The sequence below is a fragment of the Pseudomonas sp. B21-019 genome (genome assembly GCF_024749225.1).
Taxonomy (GTDB): domain Bacteria; phylum Pseudomonadota; class Gammaproteobacteria; order Pseudomonadales; family Pseudomonadaceae; genus Aquipseudomonas.
The window spans coordinates 1650110-1668202 of sequence record NZ_CP087193.1; the positions used below are offsets into that span (position 1 = coordinate 1650110).

Consider the following 18093-nt stretch of genomic DNA (forward strand, 5'->3'; position numbering starts at 1 on the left):
TCTTTCTCGCCACACAAAACACACGCACATAAAAAAGCCCCGCCTGGGATCACCAGGCGGGGCTTTTTAGTGGCCGATGGAATCAGGCGAGGGGTTTAGGCTCGTGCTCTTTTTCCAGGGCTTGCTCGTGTTGCTCTACCGCTTCTTGAACGGAGCGCGGTGCTTCGTCGATCACGGATTCAACCGGCTCGGCAGGCACTTCAGCGGCCGGGGCAGGGGCAGCCTCGACGACTTCAGCAACAACCGGTGCTGGCTCGGCAGCGGCCGGGGCAGCAGCGGCAGCCAGTTCGGCTTCCTTCTGCAGACGCTCGGCTTCACGCTTGCGACGACGCACTTCACGCGGGTCGTTCGGTGCACGGCCACTTGGGGTCAGAGCGCTGACAGGAGCGGCTTCGACCACGGGTGCAGCTTCGGCAACCACCGGTGCTTCAAGCAGCGGAGCAGGCTCGGCAGCCGCAACCACTGGCTCGGAGGCCATGGTTTCAGCCGCTGGGGCTTCAGCAACTGGAGCCTCGGCGACTGGCGCTGGAGCTTCGACTGCAACCGGCGGCTCGGCAACCCAGTTGAACGTGGTTTGTTCTTCACGAACTTCGCGAACTTCACGTGCCGGTTCAGCCACTGGCGCTTCAACTACAGGTTCTGCAGCAACCACTGGTTCAGCGGCAGCTTCGACTTCCGGCTGTGCTTCACGCACCGGTGCCACTTCGATTTCCGGAGCGGCGATGACTTCTACCGGCGTGGTCGCTTCAACCACTGGCGCTTCAACCGGAGCGGTTTCCAGAACGGCAGCAGTGGCGCGTTCGGCTTGCTCGTTGGCTTGTGCTTCAGCAGGTGCGCTGATCACGGTGCTGGCAACGGCTGCGGTAACAGCCAGGCCGGCGGCCAGATCGGCAGCGCTTGGCGCTTCGGCGTTTTCAGCGGATTCGGATTCTTCCGAACCTTCGATCACGTTGCCGTTGGCATCGCGCTGACGCTCACGACGGTTGCTGCGACGACGCTGGCCGCGGGAGCGGCGGCGTGGACGATCGCCTTCGGCGACTTCCTGACCGTCTTCCTGCAGTTGCTCTTCGTTGGTTGGCAGCTCTTCTTCGGCTACGGCGGCAGCAGCTTGCTCGGTGCGTGGCTGGCGTTCTTCACGCGGTGGGCGTGGAGCGCGTTCTTCGCGTGGCTGACGGACCGGACGCTCTTCAGCGGTGGCAGCGGCGGCCGGAGCGGCATCCAGAGGCTCGCGCAGTTCACGAACCGGACGTTCTTCACGCTCGCCACGTGGCTTGCGATCTTCACGCGGTGCGCGCGGTGCACGTTCTTCACGAGGGGCACGTGGAGCGCGTTCTTCGCGGGCGACTGCTGGCGTTTCTTCGCGGGCTTCACGTGGCTCACGTGGTGCGCGCTCTTCGCGCGGTGCACGTTCCTCACGAGGCTTGCGCTCTTCATCGCGGCGACCGTTACGGTTGCGGCTCTGCTGACGACCGTTGCGACGCTCTTCGTTGCGGGCAGGGCGCTCGGTGGTCGCTGGTTTTTCAACCACAACCGGAGCAACAGGCTCTTCCTTGGTCGCGAACAGGCTGATCAGCGACTTCACCAGGCCCTTGAACAGGCTTGGCTCTGGCGCGGCGACCGGTGCAGCTACTGGAGCGGCGACGACTTCGGTCGGAACCGGAGCGTTGGCGCGGGCCGGTGCAGTCTTGACCGCGGCTTCCTGGCGAACCAGGGTGCGGGTCGCGGCGGCTGGCTGGACTTCTTCGACTTCGGCAGCGGCAGCAGCGATTTCATAGCTGGACTGATTGATGCTGGCTTCCGGGCTGTCATCGCGCAGACGCTGAACTTCGAAGTGCGGCGTTTCGAGGTGATCGTTCGGCAGAATGACAATGCGGGCACGGGTGCGCAGTTCGATCTTGGTGATCGAGTTGCGTTTTTCGTTGAGCAGGAACGCCGCCACCGGGATCGGCACTTGGGCGCGAACTTCGGCGGTACGGTCTTTCAGGGCTTCTTCTTCGATCAGGCGCAGGATCGCCAGCGACAGCGATTCAACGTCACGGATGATGCCGGTGCCGTTGCAACGCGGGCAAACGATGCCGCTGCTTTCGCCCAGTGATGGACGCAGGCGCTGACGGGACATTTCCAGCAGGCCGAAGCGCGAGATGCGACCGACTTGCACGCGGGCGCGGTCGGCTTCCAGGCATTCGCGGACTTTCTCTTCCACGGCGCGCTGGTTCTTGGCAGGGGTCATGTCGATGAAGTCGATGACGATCAGGCCGCCGATGTCGCGCAAGCGCAACTGACGGGCGATTTCTTCGGCGGCTTCAAGGTTGGTCTGCAGAGCGGTTTCTTCGATGTCGCTGCCTTTGGTGGCGCGCGCCGAGTTGATGTCGATGGACACCAGGGCTTCGGTCGGATCGATGACGATGGAGCCGCCGGAAGGCAGTTCGACGACGCGCTGGAAGGCGGTTTCGATCTGGCTTTCGATCTGGAAGCGGTTGAACAGCGGAACGCTGTCTTCGTACAGCTTGATCTTGCTGGCGTACTGCGGCATCACCTGGCGAATGAAGGTCAGGGCTTCGTCCTGGGCTTCAACGCTGTCGATCAGCACTTCGCCGATGTCCTGGCGCAGGTAATCGCGGATGGCGCGGATGATCACGTTGCTTTCCTGGTAGATCAGGAACGGCGCGGCGCGGTCCAGCGAGGCTTCTTTGATGGCGGTCCAGAGTTGCAGCAGGTAGTCGAGGTCCCACTGCATTTCTTCGCTGCTGCGGCCAAGGCCTGCAGTGCGAACGATCAGACCCATGTCGGCCGGTGCAACCAGGCCGTTGAGGGCTTCACGCAGTTCGTTGCGCTCTTCACCTTCGATGCGACGGGAGATACCGCCGGCACGCGGGTTGTTCGGCATCAGAACCAGGTAACGACCGGCCAGGCTGATGAAGGTGGTCAGGGCGGCGCCCTTGTTGCCACGTTCTTCTTTTTCGACTTGAACGATGACTTCCTGGCCTTCGCTCAGGACGTCCTTGATGTTGACGCGGCCTTCAGGGGTTTTCTTGAAGTATTCGCGGGAGATTTCTTTGAGGGGCAGGAAGCCGTGGCGCTCAGAGCCGAAATCGACAAAGGCAGCCTCAAGGCTTGGTTCGATGCGAGTAATCCGGCCTTTATAGATGTTGGCCTTCTTCTGCTCGCGTGCACCGGATTCGATGTCCAGGTCGTAGAGGCGTTGGCCATCTACCAGTGCAACACGCAACTCTTCAGGTTGAGTCGCGTTAATCAGCATTCTTTTCATGTAGTACCGTCGGTTTCCGGGCTGCCGGAAACGGCGTTCGGCACACACGACTTCTCACGGTCGGTGTCAGGTGCGTCGGGAGTGGTTGGCCATTCCCGTGTCCAGCGATGTCCGACCAATTGGGCCGGTATCGCGACGTACGCGTCCTGCTTGCTGTGGCTACTTAAGCACTCAGTCAGGAGGAGGAATCAACCGGCGGCTGTGGACGAGATGAAGCGTCTTGATAAAGCCTATTGCTACACAGTCCAGCGGTTGTGCATCTCCACCCTACACGTATCCCTGATAATTCGGGTGCTGCCGCGCGCAGAATCCGCAGCGGGTTGGCATTTACCGTGAGCTCCGAAAGGGGAGGTCACGCATCATGGCTAATTTAGGCGTTGTTTCCGAAGCGTTCGCTCGGGGTCGTTTGCAGCTGACTGCACTTTGTGAACTGGCCGTGAATATTTGCTCGGAAGGCGAGTGAAAACTCTGCTTTGCGGCATGATTCAGGCCTTATGTCACCTGCGCTTGTTACAACTGCAAACTCTGCCGTTACGTAGCGAAAGCCCCGTAGGACGGCCTCTCGTCCTCGTGAATTGCGTTGGTCAGGGCCGGTTTTTGACCGTTAGTCCGCTGTCCAGGCCACTTTTGGCGGCGTTCGCGACTATAGCAGCAATGATTAAGTGCTTCAATTCCATAAAAAATTGTTATCATCCGCACCATGACGACTACTGCCCCTTCGACCCCAGGCGTACAACTGCTTGAGGTCTCGCCGGAATATGCCGGCCAACGTATTGATAACTTCCTTCTCGCTCGGCTCAAAGGCGTGCCCAAGACCTTGATTTACCGCATTTTGCGTAAAGGCGAAGTGCGGGTGAACAAAGGTCGGATCAAGCCCGAATACAAGCTGCAGGCGGGCGATATCGTGCGCGTGCCGCCGGTGCGAGTGCCCGAACGCGACGAGCCCGTGCCGCTGGCTCAGGGGCTGCTCCAGCGCCTCGAGGCCTCGATTGTCTACGAAGACAAGGCGCTGATCGTGATCAACAAGCCCGCTGGCATCGCGGTTCACGGCGGCAGCGGCTTGAATTACGGCGTCATCGAAGCCTTTCGTCAGTTACGTCCTGATGCAAAAGAGCTCGAGTTGGTTCACCGCCTCGACCGGGACACGTCCGGCCTGCTGATGATCGCCAAAAAGCGCAGCATGTTGCGTCACTTGCATGCCGCATTGCGCGGTGATGGCGTCGACAAACGCTATATGGCGCTGGTGCGCGGCAACTGGGCGACCTCGATCAAGCAAGTCCGTGCGCCGCTGCAAAAGAGCAATCTGCGCTCCGGCGAACGCATGGTCGAAGTCGACGAAGAGGGCAAGGAGGCGCTGACCGTGTTCAAGGTGCTGCGCCGCTTCGGTGACTTTGCCACCATGGTCGAAGCCAAGCCGATCACCGGTCGCACTCACCAGATTCGCGTCCATACTTTGCATGCCGGGCATTGCATCGCCGGCGACACCAAGTACGGCGATGAAGATTTCAGCAAGGAAATTCGTGACCTGGGCGGCAAGCGTCTATTCCTGCATGCCTACATGCTGACCGTGCCGCTGCCTGATGGCGGCGAGCTGAAGTTGCAGGCGCCGGTCGACGAAATGTGGGCCAAAACCGTGGAGCGATTGAGTGCGCCCATCTGATTACAAGCTGCTGATTTTCGATTGGGACGGTACGCTCGCAGACTCCATTGGTCGGATTGTCGAGGCGATGCACGTGGCGTCCAGGCGCTCCGGCTTTCCGTTGCGCGATGATTTTGCGGTCAAAGGCATTATCGGTCTCGGGTTGCCGGAAGCGATTCGCACCTTGTATCCCGAGATTGGCGACGGCGAAATGATGGCTTTCCGTGACTATTATGCGGAGCACTACATCGCAGCGGAGGCTGTTCCTTCGCCGTTGTTCGAGGGTGTGCTTGAGTCGATGGAAGCGTTTCGTGCCGACGGCTATCACCTGGCGGTTGCCACCGGCAAGGCTCGGCGCGGGCTGGACCGGGTGCTCAAAGCTCACGGCTGGGAAGATTATTTTGATGTCACTCGCGCAGCCGATGAAACGGCCAGCAAGCCGCATCCGTTGATGCTTGAGCAGATTCTCGCCCATTGCGAGGTTCGCCCGGAGCAGGCGCTGATGGTCGGGGATTCGTCCTTCGATCTGCAGATGGCACGCAACGCTGGCATGGATTCGGTGGCGGTCAGCTATGGCGCTCAATCGATTGAGGCGTTGCAGCAGTTCGAGCCGCGACTGTCCATTGATCGTTTTTCAGAATTGCGCGCCTGGCTGAGTCAGCGGGCATAACGGTTTTTTGCAGGGGTAAATGTCATGACCGACGAATGGAAAGCACCCGCCAAGGCGAGCGCAGAGAGCGGTGACGAGAAAAGCTGGAAGCTGCTGGAAAAGACCTTGCTGGCCAACGTGCAGGAGCATCGCCGGTCCCGCCGCTGGGGGATTTTCTTCAAGCTGCTGACCTTTGCATATCTGTTGCTTGCGTTGTTCTTGTTCTCGCCGCTGATGGATGTAGAAAAAAGCGCCACTCGCGGTTCCGGTTACACGGCGCTGATCGACATAACCGGCATGATTGCCGAGAAAGAGCCGGCGAGTGCAGATAATATCGTCGGCAGCCTGCGTAAAGCCTTCGAGGACAACAAGGTCAAGGGTGTGATCCTGCGGATCAACAGTCCGGGCGGCAGTCCGGTGCAGTCGGGTTATGTCTATGACGAGATCCGTCGTTTGCGCGGCCTGCATCCGGATACCAAGGTTTACGCGGTGATCTCGGATCTGGGGGCTTCCGGTGCCTATTACATTGCCAGTGCGGCAGATCAGATCTATGCCGACAAGGCGAGCCTGGTGGGTTCCATTGGTGTGACCGCGGCCGGTTACGGTTTTGTCGGCACCATGGAAAAGTTGGGTGTCGAGCGTCGTACCTACACCTCTGGCGAGCACAAATCATTCCTTGATCCGTTCCAGCCGCAGAAGCCTGAAGAAACTCAGTTCTGGCAGGGTGTGCTCGACACCACTCATCAGCAGTTCATCAGTAGCGTCAAGAAGGGGCGTGGTGATCGTCTCAAGGACAAAGATCATCCGGAGCTGTTCTCCGGGCTGGTCTGGTCAGGTGAGCAGGCGCTGCCGCTGGGCTTGATTGATGGTCTGGGTAGTGCTAGTTCGGTGGCGCGTGACGTGATTGGCGAGAAAGAGATGGTGGACTTCACTATCGAGGAGTCGCCGTTTGATCGCTTCTCGAAAAAGCTCGGTGCCAGCGTGGCTGAGCATTTGGCGATGTGGATGGGCTTCCAGGGGCCGGCATTGCGTTGATTCTCTTGTAATGCAAAAAAACCGGCTTCTGCCGGTTTTTTTAAGATCAAAAGATCGCAGGCTTCGCCAGCTCCGGAGGTTGCGTGCGCCCGTTGAATGGCGGGTGCACATGGTCAATGTAGGAGCTGCCGAAGGCTGCGATCTTTTGATCTTTTGATTTTTAGGGAATCTGCACACCTTCAGCCAGCAACATGTCGACCAGGCGAATCAGTGGCAGGCCGATCAGGCTGGTGGCGTCAGCGCCTTCGGTGCTTTGAAACAGGCTCACCCCCAACCCTTCAGCCTTGAAGCTGCCAGCGCAGTCGTAGGGCTGTTCGGCGTGCAGGTAGCGTTCGATGCGTGTTGCGTCGAGTTCGCGCATGTGCACGGTAAACGGCACGCAGTCGACCTGGCAGTGGCCGGTCTGGCTGTTGAGCAATGCCAGGCCGGTGAGGAATGTCACGCTGGCACCGCTCGATGCGAGCAGTTGTTCGCGGGCCTTTTCGAAGCTGTGTGGCTTGCCGATAATCCGCTGGCCCAGTACCGCGACCTGGTCCGAGCCGATGATCAGGTGGGCGGGGTGACTGGCGGCAAGTGCGCGGGCTTTTTCTTCGGCGAGGCGCTTTACCAGTTCGATGGCTGACTCGTTCGGGCGATGGCTTTCGTCAATATCCGGCGAGCTGCAAGTAAACGGCAACTGCAGGCGGGCCAGCAATTCCCGGCGATAAACCGAGCTTGAAGCGAGTAATAAAGGCAGCATGCGCATCTCCAAAGGGCAAGGGGCGGATTCTAACGCAGGCTCAAGTGGCGGACAGGGCTGAATTTCCTTTGACATGGCTGGGGGCATCCCTATAATGCTGCGCCTATGTTGAATGACCCGATTCCACCTCACGTTGACCCGCGCAAATTGGCTGACCGTGGCACCACCCTTCAAGGTGAAATGCTGCTGGCCGATTTGGAGAGACTCTGCGACCCGCTTTCCGACAATGTCGGTACGGTGCAGGCTAAATTCGTTTTTGAACGAGATGAACGTAAGTCTGTGGTAATCCACAGCTTTATCGACACCGAAGTCAAAATGGTTTGCCAGCGTTGTCTTGAGCTGGTCACCCTGCCGATCCATAGCGAATGCAGTTATGCTGTGGTGAAGGAGGGTGCGAATACCCAGTCGTTGCCGAAAGGTTATGACGTGCTGGAACTGGGCGAAGATCCATTGGATCTGCAGTCACTGATCGAGGAGGAGCTTCTGCTCGCCTTGCCCATTGTGCCTGCTCATCATCCGGAAGAATGCCAGCAGCCGGCGGGAGCAGATGAGCCCGAACCGAGCGAGGACGAGGTAACGCGGTCCAACCCGTTCAGTGTATTGGCGCAGTTAAAGCGTGACCCAAACGTTTAGGAGTTAATCAATTATGGCTGTTCAGCAGAACAAAAAATCCCGCTCTGCCCGTGACATGCGTCGTTCGCACGATGCTCTCGAGGCTAGCACCCTGTCTGTAGAAAAAACCACCGGTGAAGTTCACCTGCGTCACCACGTATCGCCAGAAGGCGTATACCGTGGCCGTAAAGTGATCGACAAGGGCGCTGACGAGTAATCCTTGTCCGCTCAAGTCATCGCGATTGACGCAATGGGCGGGGACTTCGGTCCCCGCAGCATTGTTCAGGCCAGCCTTGCTTGTCTGTCAGCTACGCCCTCGCTGCACCTGACCCTTGTCGGTCAACCCTCCCTACTTGAAGAATTGATCGCTGGCCAATCGGCTGTGGATCGCTCGCGTCTGTCGATTGTGCCGGCGTCCGAAGTCATCACCATGGACGAAAAGCCTGCCCAGGCCCTGCGTGGCAAGCCTGATTCGTCGATGCGCGTGGCGCTGGAGTTGTTGCGTGATGGCAAGGTCCAGGCGTGTGTCAGTGCCGGCAATACCGGTGCGCTGATGGCGTTGTCGCGGTTTGTGCTCAAAACCTTGCCGGGGATCGATCGGCCGGCCATGGTTGCCGCCATTCCGACAGAGAAAGGTTTCTGCCAGTTGCTCGATCTGGGCGCCAATGTCGATTGCAGTGCCGAGCATCTGTTGCAGTTTGCGGTGATGGGGTCTGTGGCGGCGCAAGCCTTGGGTGTCGTTCGTCCACGGGTCGCGTTGCTGAATATCGGCACCGAAGACATCAAGGGCAATCAGCAGGTCAAGCTGGCGGCGACCCTGCTGCAAAATGCGCGTGGCCTGAACTATATCGGGTTTGTCGAGGGCGACGGTTTGTACCGTGGCGAGGCGGATGTGGTGGTGTGTGACGGCTTTGTCGGTAACATCCTGCTCAAGTCCAGCGAAGGCCTGGCGACCATGATTGCCGGGCGCATCGAAGCCCAGTTCAAGAAAAATTTCGCGTCGAAACTGGTAGGCGCACTGGCGCTGCCGCTGATGAAGCGCTTGCAGGCCGAGTTGGCGCCGGCACGCCATAACGGCGCAAGTTTCCTCGGTTTGCAGGGAATTGTCGTGAAAAGTCACGGTTCGGCGGGGGTTCAGGGCTTCCAGAGTGCGATTCAGCGAGCCTTGATCGAGATCCAGGAAAACTTGCCGGAACGCCTTCACGGGCGCCTGGAAGATTTGTTGCCTTAGGCGTTTTCGTCAGACAATGCTTAAATGTGACCGCTCAGTTCAATGAGCCATCCAACTGTCAGTTTCTTGCGTTCCCCTGGCGGGACGTCAATTCTCCGACGACAAGATCATTAGGGGCTTGTTACATGTCTGCTTCCCTCGCATTCGTCTTTCCAGGACAGGGTTCGCAGTCCCTCGGCATGCTGGCCGAGTTGGGCGCGCAACACCCGGTGGTCCTTGAAACATTCAAAGAAGCTTCCGATGCTCTGGGTTACGACCTGTGGGCGCTGACCCAGCAAGGGCCGGAAGAGCAACTCAATCAAACCGATAAAACCCAGCCGGCCATTCTGACCGCCTCGATCGCCTTGTGGCGTCTGTGGCTGGCTGAAGGCGGCGCGCGTCCGGCTTACGTTGCCGGCCACAGCCTGGGTGAATACAGCGCTCTGGTGGCTGCGGGCAGCCTGAGCCTGGGCGCCGCGGTGAAGCTGGTAGAGCGTCGCGGTCAATTGATGCAGGAAGCCGTTCCGGCCGGGCAGGGCGGCATGGCCGCTATCCTCGGTCTGGACGATGCTGACGTGCTGGCAGCCTGCGCCGAAGCGGCGCAAGGTGAAGTGGTCAGCGCAGTCAACTTCAACTCGCCGGGCCAGGTAGTGATTGCCGGCGCCAAGGCTGCGGTCGAACGCGCCATCGAAGGCTGCAAGGCGCGTGGTGCCAAGCGCGCCATGCCGTTGCCGGTCAGCGTGCCGTCCCACTGCGAGTTGATGCGTCCGGCCGCCGAGCGATTCGCCGAGTCGATCGCCGCAATCGACTGGCAGGCGCCGCAGATTCCGGTAGTGCAGAACGTCAGTGCCGACGTGCCGGCCGATCTGGAAACCCTCAAGCGCGATCTGCTTGAACAGCTTTACAAGCCTGTGCGCTGGGTCGAATCGGTCCAGGCGCTGGCTGCCAAGGGCGCGACCCAACTGGTCGAGTGCGGCCCGGGCAAGGTCCTGGCCGGTCTGAACAAGCGTTGCGCCGAAGGCGTGTCGACCTCTAACCTCAATACCCCAGATGCTTTCGCTGCCGCCCGTGCAGCGCTGGTCTGATCAAGGAGAAGCTTGCATGAGTCTGCAAGGTAAAGTTGCACTGGTCACCGGTGCCAGCCGTGGTATCGGCCAGGCTATCGCTCTGGAGCTGGGTCGTCAGGGTGCCATCGTTGTCGGCACTGCGACCTCCGCATCGGGTGCCGAGCGTATTGCCGCCACTCTGAAAGAAAACGGTATTCAGGGCACCGGCCTGGAACTCAATGTCACCAGCGACGAGTCCGTAGCGGCCGTGCTGGCGAGCATTCAGGAGCAGTTCGGTGCGCCGGCGATCCTGGTCAATAATGCCGGTATCACCCGCGATAACCTGATGATGCGCATGAAAGATGACGAATGGCATGACGTTGTCGATACCAACTTGAACAGTCTGTTCCGCCTGTCCAAGGGCGTTTTGCGCGGTATGACCAAAGCCCGTTGGGGGCGAATTATCAGTATTGGCTCGGTTGTGGGTGCCATGGGCAATGCAGGCCAAGTAAACTACGCAGCCGCCAAGGCCGGTCTGGAAGGTTTCAGCCGTGCGCTGGCGCGTGAAGTCGGTTCGCGTTCGATTACGGTAAACTCGGTGGCCCCAGGGTTCATCGACACCGATATGACCCGCGAACTGCCCGAGGCGCAGCGTGAAGCCTTGCAGACGCAAATTCCGCTGGGTCGTCTGGGGCAAGCTCAAGAGATCGCGTCTGTGGTCGCTTTTCTTGCGTCCGACGGTGCGGCTTACGTTACTGGGGCTACAATCCCGGTGAACGGCGGGATGTACATGAGTTAAATGTGACGGATTGCTTCAAAAAAATGTCATACGAGCTGTCTAAAATCCGTTATAAAGCTGCAATCTATTTTATCGGCAGAGGGCCGCAGGGTTTGAGGAGTGAAGCTTTCAGTTGAAAAACTGAAAAGTCTTTCTATACACTTACCCACTGGCCAGCTGCCTGAATTTGTCCATTAGGAGTGAAAACAAGGTATGAGCACCATCGAAGAGCGCGTCAAGAAAATCGTTGCTGAGCAACTGGGCGTTAAAGAAGAAGAAGTGGTCAACACCGCTTCCTTCGTTGAAGACCTGGGTGCCGACTCCCTTGACACCGTTGAGCTGGTGATGGCTCTGGAAGAGGAATTCGAGACCGAAATCCCTGACGAAGAAGCTGAAAAGATCACTACTGTACAAGCAGCAATCGACTACGTTACCAGCCATCAGGCGTAATAGTTTTTAGTCGTCGCTCGCTGTCATGGAAAAACCGCACTGCCATCATGGCGTGCGGTTTTTTCTTTAGGCCTTGTGCGAAGTCGTCATTTGAAAAAAGGAGAGTGCTGTGTCGCGTAGACGCGTCGTAGTCACCGGTATGGGTATGTTGTCGCCACTGGGCACGGATGTGCCGAGCAGCTGGCAGGGCATTCTGGCTGGCCGCAGTGGCATTGGTCTGATCGAACACACCGACCTTTCTGCCTATTCCACCCGTTTTGGCGGCTCGGTAAAGGGCTTCAATGTCGAGGAATACTTGTCGGTCAAGGAAGCCCGCAAACTCGACCTGTTCATTCAATACGGTCTGGCTGCAGGTTTTCAAGCCGTGCGTAACGCAGGTCTTGAGGTTACCGACGCCAATCGCGAGCGTATCGGCGTGGCCATGGGTTCGGGTATTGGCGGTCTGACCAATATCGAAGACACCAGCCGCACACTGCATGATTCCGGCCCACGGCGGATTTCTCCGTTTTTCGTGCCTGGCTCGATCATCAATATGATTTCCGGTTTCCTGTCCATTCACTTGGGTGCACAGGGACCTAACTACGCCATCGCCACGGCGTGTACCACCGGTACGCACTGCATCGGCATGGCGGCACGTAACATCATGTACGACGAAGCCGACGTAATGATCGCCGGTGGCGCCGAGATGGCCGCGTGTGGTCTGGGCATGGGCGGCTTTGGTGCCTCCCGCGCGCTGTCGACCCGCAACGACGAGCCGACCCGTGCCAGCCGTCCATGGGACAAGGGTCGTGATGGCTTCGTGCTGTCCGACGGTGCCGGCGCATTGGTTCTCGAAGAGCTGGAGCACGCCAAGGCCCGTGGCGCGACCATTTACGCCGAGCTGATCGGTTTCGGCACCAGTGGCGATGCCTACCACATGACCTCGCCACCGGCCGATGGCGCGGGTGCTGCGCGTTGCATCACCAATGCCTTGCGCGATGCGAAGATCAATGGCGATCAGGTGCAGTACATCAATGCCCATGGCACTTCGACCTCGGCTGGCGACCTCGCCGAAGCCTGTGCGATCAAATCGGTGTTCGGCGATCACGCCTACAAACTGGCCGTCAGTTCGACCAAGTCCATGACCGGTCACCTGCTGGGTGCGGCAGGCGCGGTCGAGGCGATCTTCAGCGTGCTGGCCATCAACAGTCAAGTAGCCCCGCCGACCATCAACCTCGATGAGCCGGACGAAGGCTGCGACCTCGACTTCGTACCCCACACCGCGCGCGGCATGGATATCGACGTGGTGCTGTCCAACTCCTTCGGATTTGGCGGTACCAATGGCTCGCTGGTGTTCCGCCGGTTCGCTGACTGATGGACAGCTGGGTCGACGGTCAACCGGCTGACGCTTTGTCGCTGAAAGATCGCGGCCTGGCTTACGGCGATGGTCTGTTCGAGACCATCGCCGTCAAGGGCGGGCAGCCGTTGTTGCTGGATCGACATTTGTCGCGTCTGGCCGAAGGCTGTTCGCGCCTGGCGATTACCACCGATCATGAGCTGATCCGCGCGGAGCTGCTGGCCTATGCCGCCGCACTGGGCGAGGGCGTGCTCAAGCTCATCCTCACCCGCGGCGACAGCCTGCGCGGTTACGCCCCCGATCCCTCGGCCCAGGCCCGGCGCATTCTGCAAGGCAATCCTCCCGCTGCCTATCCGGCCGTGCATGCGAAGCAGGGCATTCGTCTGTTCCCTTGTACGACACGGCTTTCCAAACAGCCCTTGCTCGCCGGTCTCAAGCACCTGAATCGTCTGGAGCAGGTTATCGCCCGTTCCGAATGGCAGGACACCGAGCATGCCGAAGGCTTGATGCTGGATCAGGTCGGGCGGGTGATCGAAGGTGTGTTCAGTAATCTGTTCCTGGTGCGCGATGGCGTGCTGGTGACCGCCGATCTCAAGCGTTGTGGCGTGGCAGGCGTGATGCGTGCCGAATTATTGTTTCAAGCCGAGACACTGGGGATCCCCACACAAATCACCGACATTACCCTCGAACAGCTGCAATGGGCTGATGAGGTCTTTGTCTGCAACAGCGTTTATGGGGTTTGGCCGGTGCGCGCCTATGCCGCACTGAGCTGGCCGGTTGGGCCGCTCACCCGTAAACTCCAAACCATTGCCCGTGCGCTACTGGATGCTTGATTCGTGAGACGTAAATTATTGCTGCTGCTGGAAACCGGACTGGTTCTGGCGGGGCTGTTGGCGGGCGCTTGCGCCTGGAAAATCCATTCGGCGCTGGAACAGCCGCTGAACATCGCCCAGGAACAGCTGTTGGAAGTGCCCAAAGGCACTACGCCGAACCGCACTTTCATTCGACTTGAAGCCGATGGCGTCATCAAGGACGCTTTCTGGCTGCGTGTGTACTGGCGCTTCAACCTGGCGGGTCAACCGCTGCACAGCGGCGAATACCGCATGGTTCCCGGCATGACAGTCGAAGGGCTGATCGACCTGTGGAAGCGCGGGGAAATGGTTCAGTACAGCCTGACACTGGTCGAAGGCTGGAATTTCCATCAGGTCCGCGCAGCCCTGGCCAAGGATGAAAAGCTTGAACAAACCCTCAACGGTTTGAGCGACAGCCAGGTGATGGACAAGCTCGGGCACGGCGGGATTTTCCCGGAAGGGCGCTTCTTCCCCGACACGTACCGTTTCGTGCGTGGCATGACCGACGTCGATCTGCTCAAGAAGGCTTACGACCGCCTCGACGAAGTCCTCGCCAAGGAGTGGAGCCAGCGTGCTGCCGACGTGCCCTACACCGAACCCTATCAGGCGCTGATCATGGCCTCGCTGGTGGAAAAGGAAACCGGTGTGCCGCAGGAGCGCGGGCAAATCGCCGGCGTGTTCGTGCGGCGCATGGAGATGGGCATGTTGCTGCAGACCGATCCGACGGTGATCTACGGTTTGGGCGATCGCTATAACGGCAAGTTGACCCGCGCCCACCTCAAGGAGCCGACGCCGTATAACACTTACCTGATCGCTGGCCTGCCGCCGACACCGATTGCGATGGTCGGCCGCGAGGCGATCCATGCGGCGTTGAATCCGGCGGACGGCAACAGCCTGTATTTTGTTGCGCGCGGTGATGGCAGCCACGTGTTCTCCGATGATCTGGACGCCCATAACAATGCAGTGCGGGAGTTCCAGCTCAATCGCCGTGCCGATTACCGTTCCAGCCCGGCACCGACTACCGCGCCGCAGACAGAAGATGCCCAGGCGCCAATCCCGGCGGCTTCACCCGATACGGCGGCCGAAGACGTGCCACAAGTTGCGCCGAAAGACTCTGCACAAGAGTCTGCGCCAGCGCCAGCGCCAGCGCCCGCGTCGCAAAGCCCGCAATGACTCTGATTAAAGGACTGCCTGTGACTGGCTTGTTTATTACCCTGGAAGGCCCGGAAGGTGCCGGCAAGAGCACCAATCGCGAATACCTGGCCGAGCGTCTGCGCGCCGCCGGGATCGAGGTGGTGTTGACCCGGGAGCCGGGCGGCACGCCCCTGGCCGAGCGAATCCGCGACGTGCTGTTGGCGCCGGTCGATGAGGTCATGAACCCCGACACCGAGCTGCTGTTGGTGTTCGCTGCGAGAGCCCAGCACCTGGCCGAGGTGATCCGCCCGGCGCTGGCCCGTGGCGCGGTGGTTTTGTGTGATCGTTTTACCGATTCGACCTATGCCTATCAGGGCGGTGGTCGCGGTTTGTCGCTGGAGCGCATCGCGACCCTCGAAACGTTTGTCCAGGGCGATCTGCGCCCGGACTTGACGCTGATCTTCGATCTGCCGGTGGAAGTGGGCCTGGCCCGCGCCAGCGCCCGCGGTCGCCTGGACCGTTTCGAGCTTGAAGGCCGCACGTTCTTCGATGCCGTGCGCAGTGCCTTCCTTGAGCGTGCCAAAGCGGATCCTGCGCGTTATGTCCTGGTGGATGCCGCTCAACCGCTGGCGCAGGTTCAGCAGTCTCTGGATGCCTTGCTGCCACGTCTGCTGGAGTTGACCCGTGGCTGAAGCCTATCCGTGGCAGGACAGTCTCTGGCAGCAATTGGCCGGTCGTGCCCAGCACGCCCACGCCTATCTGCTGCATGGCCCGGCCGGGATCGGCAAGCGGGCGCTGGCCGAGCGGTTGATGGCCAGTTTGTTGTGCCAGCGTCCGACCGCCCAGGGCGCCTGCGGTGAGTGCAAATCCTGTTTGCTGCTGAAGGCCGGTAGTCATCCCGACAACTACATTCTGGAGCCGGAAGAAGCGGACAAGGCGATCAAGGTCGATCAGGTGCGTGACCTGGTCAGCTTCGTGGTTCAGACCTCGCAGATGGGCGGTCGCAAAGTGGTGCTGATCGAGCCGGTCGAGTCGATGAACATCAACGCCGCCAACGCCCTGCTCAAAAGCCTTGAAGAGCCGTCCGGCGACACCGTGCTGCTGCTGGTCAGCCACCAGACCAGTCGTCTGCTGCCGACTATCAAGAGCCGTTGCGTACAGCAGGCTTGTCCGTTACCGAGCGAAGCCATGAGCCTGGCGTGGCTGGCCAAGACGTTGCCGGACTGCTCGGAAGACGAGCGCATTGAACTGCTGACCCTTGCTGCCGGTTCGCCATTGGCCGCGGTCAAATTGCAGGCCCAGGGCGTGCGCGAGCAGCGGGCGCTGGTGGTCGAGGGCGTGAAGAAGTTGCTCAAGCAGCAGCAATCACCGACGCAACTGGCCGAGGAATGGAAAACCATTCCCATGTTGCTGCTGTTCGACTGGTTCTGCGACTGGTCGAGCCTGATCTTGCGGTATCAGTTGACTCAGGATGAAGCAGGGCTAGGGCTGGCGGATATGCGCAAGGTGATTCAATACCTGGCGCAAAAAGCCGCTCAGGATAAAGTCCTGAATATCCAGGACTGGATTCTCGCCCAGCGCCAGAAAGTGATGAGCAAGGCCAACCTCAATCCGGCGCTGTTGCTGGAGGCGCTGTTGGTGCAATGGGTATCCTTGCCTACCCAGAAGTGACTTTGAGTATCCTGTCTCGCAAATACTGTTCCTTTTTGACGGCGTCTGTTGCCGTCATGCTGCGTTGCCGCTCCTCGCCATAGCGGGCTATGACTCGTCGCGGCGCCTTGCTTGACGACAACAGACACTCGTCAAAAAAGGAACGTATTTGTGAGACAGGACACTAGACTCTGATCATCAGACAGTGGAGGTCAGCATGAACGAACCCATCAGTCCGGGGCCGCGCAATGGCATTTTGTCCTTGACCATCAAGGACAGGTCCGTGCTCTACGCGGCCTACATGCCATTCATCAAGAACGGTGGCCTGTTTATCCCGACCAACAAGAGCTACAAGTTGGGTGATGAGGTTTTCATGCTGCTGCACCTGATGGACGAACCGGAAAAGATCCCGGTCGCCGGCAAGGTCACCTGGATTACCCCTAAAGGTGCCCAAGGCAACCGCGCCGCTGGAGTCGGCGTGCAATTCAACGAAGGCGATGACACCGCGCGCAGTCGAATCGAAACCCATCTGGCCGGAGCCCTGAAGTCCGACCGTCCCACTCATACGATGTAAGTTGCAGCCCTTTTATGCTTGTAGATTCCCATTGTCACCTTGATCGCCTCGACCTCACCGCCCACGACGGCTCCCTGGATGCCGCGCTCGACGCGGCCCGTCAGAGGGGAGTAGGGCACTTTCTGTGCATTGGCGTCAGCGTCGACAACGCCGCCGACGTCAAAGCCCTGGCCGAGCGCTACGACGATGTCGATTGTTCGGTTGGCGTGCATCCTCTGGACGTACAGCCGGGTGCCGCTCCGGCGCTGGATTGGCTGTTGCGCGAACTCAATCATCCGCGGGTGGTGGCGATCGGGGAAACCGGCCTGGATTACCACTACGAACCGGAAGCGGCAGAGTTGCAGCAGGAGTCGTTCCGTCTGCACCTGCAAGCGGCGCAACAGACCGGCAAACCGGTCATCATCCACACCCGTGGCGCCCGGGCCGACACCCTCGAACTGCTGCGTGAGGCGGCGCTGCCCCAAGCAGGCGTGCTGCATTGCTTCACCGAAGACTGGGACATGGCCAAGGCTGCGCTGGATATGGGTTATTACATTTCCCTGTCCGGTATTGTCACTTTTCGCAATGCCGATGCCTTGCGCGATGTGGCCAGCAAAGTGCCGGCCGACCGCTTGCTGGTGGAAACCGACTCGCCGTACCTGGCGCCGATCCCGTATCGCGGCAAACCGAACCTGCCGCAGTACGTGCGTGAGGTAGCGGAATTTCTGGCAATGTTGCGAGGCGAGCGCTACGAGCGATTTGCCGAGCAGACTACCGAGAATTTCAAGCGGTTATTTCCGTTGGCGCACGTCAGGGCATCGGCGTAACGTTGGAAAAAGTCGCAACCTGTGGCGGGCTTTGCTCTCAAATCGCAGGCAAAAAAAACCCGGGTTCTGGGGGGTGAATCCGGGTTAAGACCATTAGGAGTAAAACAAAGGCACGCAATCCTTTGGTACCTTCATCGGCGCGACACTTGGGGGAGATGCCTCGCCGACAGTTGAAGTATTGATCAGTATCGCGCCGAGTCCAGTTTGGTTGGTCGGGTTTTTAAACAAATTTGGAATACGTGCGCTTCGGTTGAGTTCTCATCAACCGGCGAGGTCGCGTGAATTCATCAAGAAACACATATATGGTCGGATGATC

Annotated in this window: 18 protein-coding genes; 16 read left to right on the forward strand and 2 right to left on the reverse strand. The window is 59.6% G+C overall.

Annotation, left to right across the window (positions count from 1 at the left end; genetic code table 11):
* Positions 1-82: 82 nt before the first annotated feature.
* On the reverse strand, positions 83-3268 hold the full coding sequence (gene rne, locus LOY36_RS07370; RefSeq protein WP_026345953.1) for a ribonuclease E: 3186 nt from the start codon (positions 3266-3268) through the stop codon (positions 83-85).
* A gap of 700 nt (positions 3269-3968) precedes the next feature.
* Here rne and rluC point away from each other — a divergent pair.
* From rluC to sppA, 3 genes are read left to right on the forward strand one after another with little or no spacing between them, the layout of a single operon-like run.
* Complete coding sequence (gene rluC, locus LOY36_RS07375; RefSeq protein WP_007941997.1) at positions 3969-4928, forward strand: 23S rRNA pseudouridine(955/2504/2580) synthase RluC; 960 nt, start codon at positions 3969-3971, stop codon at positions 4926-4928.
* Positions 4915-5577, forward strand: coding sequence for an HAD-IA family hydrolase (locus LOY36_RS07380; protein ID WP_019650429.1), 663 nt, complete (start codon positions 4915-4917; stop codon positions 5575-5577). The genes rluC and LOY36_RS07380 overlap by 14 nt, the downstream gene beginning before the upstream one ends.
* A 24-nt stretch (positions 5578-5601) precedes the next feature.
* On the forward strand, positions 5602-6591 hold the full coding sequence (sppA, locus tag LOY36_RS07385; RefSeq protein ID WP_258672802.1) for a signal peptide peptidase SppA: 990 nt from the start codon (positions 5602-5604) through the stop codon (positions 6589-6591).
* Between the two features lie 160 nt (positions 6592-6751).
* Here sppA and LOY36_RS07390 read toward each other — a convergent pair whose 3' ends face one another.
* Positions 6752-7330, reverse strand: coding sequence for a nucleoside triphosphate pyrophosphatase (locus LOY36_RS07390; RefSeq protein WP_019650431.1), 579 nt, complete (start codon positions 7328-7330; stop codon positions 6752-6754).
* Positions 7331-7435: 105 nt separating this feature from the next.
* Here LOY36_RS07390 and LOY36_RS07395 point away from each other — a divergent pair, with 105 nt between their 5' ends.
* From LOY36_RS07395 to LOY36_RS07455, 13 genes are all read left to right on the forward strand, one after another.
* The gene (locus LOY36_RS07395) at positions 7436-7963 is read left to right on the forward strand and encodes a YceD family protein (protein WP_007942001.1); all 528 of its coding nucleotides are present in this window, start codon (positions 7436-7438) and stop codon (positions 7961-7963) included.
* A 13-nt stretch (positions 7964-7976) separates the two neighbouring features.
* A complete protein-coding gene (gene rpmF / locus LOY36_RS07400; RefSeq protein WP_003179396.1) occupies positions 7977-8159 on the forward strand; it encodes a 50S ribosomal protein L32 in 183 nt (60 codons plus the stop codon).
* 3 nt (positions 8160-8162) lie between these two features.
* Positions 8163-9173: a phosphate acyltransferase PlsX gene (gene plsX, locus LOY36_RS07405; RefSeq protein WP_081625794.1), complete on the forward strand. Its 1011-nt coding sequence runs from the start codon at positions 8163-8165 to the stop codon at positions 9171-9173.
* 125 nt (positions 9174-9298) lie between these two features.
* Positions 9299-10237, forward strand: a complete 939-nt coding sequence (gene fabD / locus LOY36_RS07410) for an ACP S-malonyltransferase (RefSeq protein ID WP_258672804.1) — start codon at positions 9299-9301, stop codon at positions 10235-10237.
* 16 nt (positions 10238-10253) lie between these two features.
* Complete coding sequence (gene fabG, locus LOY36_RS07415; RefSeq protein ID WP_007942004.1) at positions 10254-10997, forward strand: 3-oxoacyl-ACP reductase FabG; 744 nt, start codon at positions 10254-10256, stop codon at positions 10995-10997.
* A 192-nt stretch (positions 10998-11189) separates the two neighbouring features.
* Complete coding sequence (gene acpP, locus LOY36_RS07420; protein ID WP_003175607.1) at positions 11190-11426, forward strand: acyl carrier protein; 237 nt, start codon at positions 11190-11192, stop codon at positions 11424-11426.
* 109 nt (positions 11427-11535) lie between these two features.
* On the forward strand, positions 11536-12780 hold the full coding sequence (fabF, locus tag LOY36_RS07425; RefSeq protein ID WP_007942005.1) for a beta-ketoacyl-ACP synthase II: 1245 nt from the start codon (positions 11536-11538) through the stop codon (positions 12778-12780).
* Entirely contained in the window at positions 12780-13595 is an 816-nt protein-coding gene (gene pabC / locus LOY36_RS07430; protein ID WP_258672807.1) for an aminodeoxychorismate lyase, read from the forward strand. The genes fabF and pabC overlap by 1 nt, the downstream gene beginning before the upstream one ends.
* 3 nt (positions 13596-13598) lie before the next feature.
* A complete protein-coding gene (gene mltG / locus LOY36_RS07435; RefSeq protein ID WP_258672809.1) occupies positions 13599-14786 on the forward strand; it encodes an endolytic transglycosylase MltG in 1188 nt (395 codons plus the stop codon).
* A 20-nt stretch (positions 14787-14806) separates the two neighbouring features.
* Positions 14807-15439 (forward strand): dTMP kinase, encoded by a 633-nt coding sequence (gene tmk, locus LOY36_RS07440; RefSeq protein ID WP_007942008.1) that lies wholly within the window; start codon positions 14807-14809, stop codon positions 15437-15439.
* Positions 15432-16418: a DNA polymerase III subunit delta' gene (locus tag LOY36_RS07445; RefSeq protein WP_258672812.1), complete on the forward strand. Its 987-nt coding sequence runs from the start codon at positions 15432-15434 to the stop codon at positions 16416-16418. The genes tmk and LOY36_RS07445 overlap by 8 nt, the downstream gene beginning before the upstream one ends.
* A gap of 196 nt (positions 16419-16614) precedes the next feature.
* Positions 16615-16971 carry a PilZ domain-containing protein gene (locus tag LOY36_RS07450; protein WP_019650437.1) on the forward strand — a complete coding sequence of 119 codons (357 nt, stop codon included), beginning with the start codon at positions 16615-16617 and terminating at the stop codon, positions 16969-16971.
* Between the two features lie 14 nt (positions 16972-16985).
* A complete protein-coding gene (locus LOY36_RS07455) occupies positions 16986-17777 on the forward strand; it encodes a TatD family hydrolase (protein WP_258672818.1) in 792 nt (263 codons plus the stop codon).
* Positions 17778-18093 lie beyond the last annotated feature (316 nt).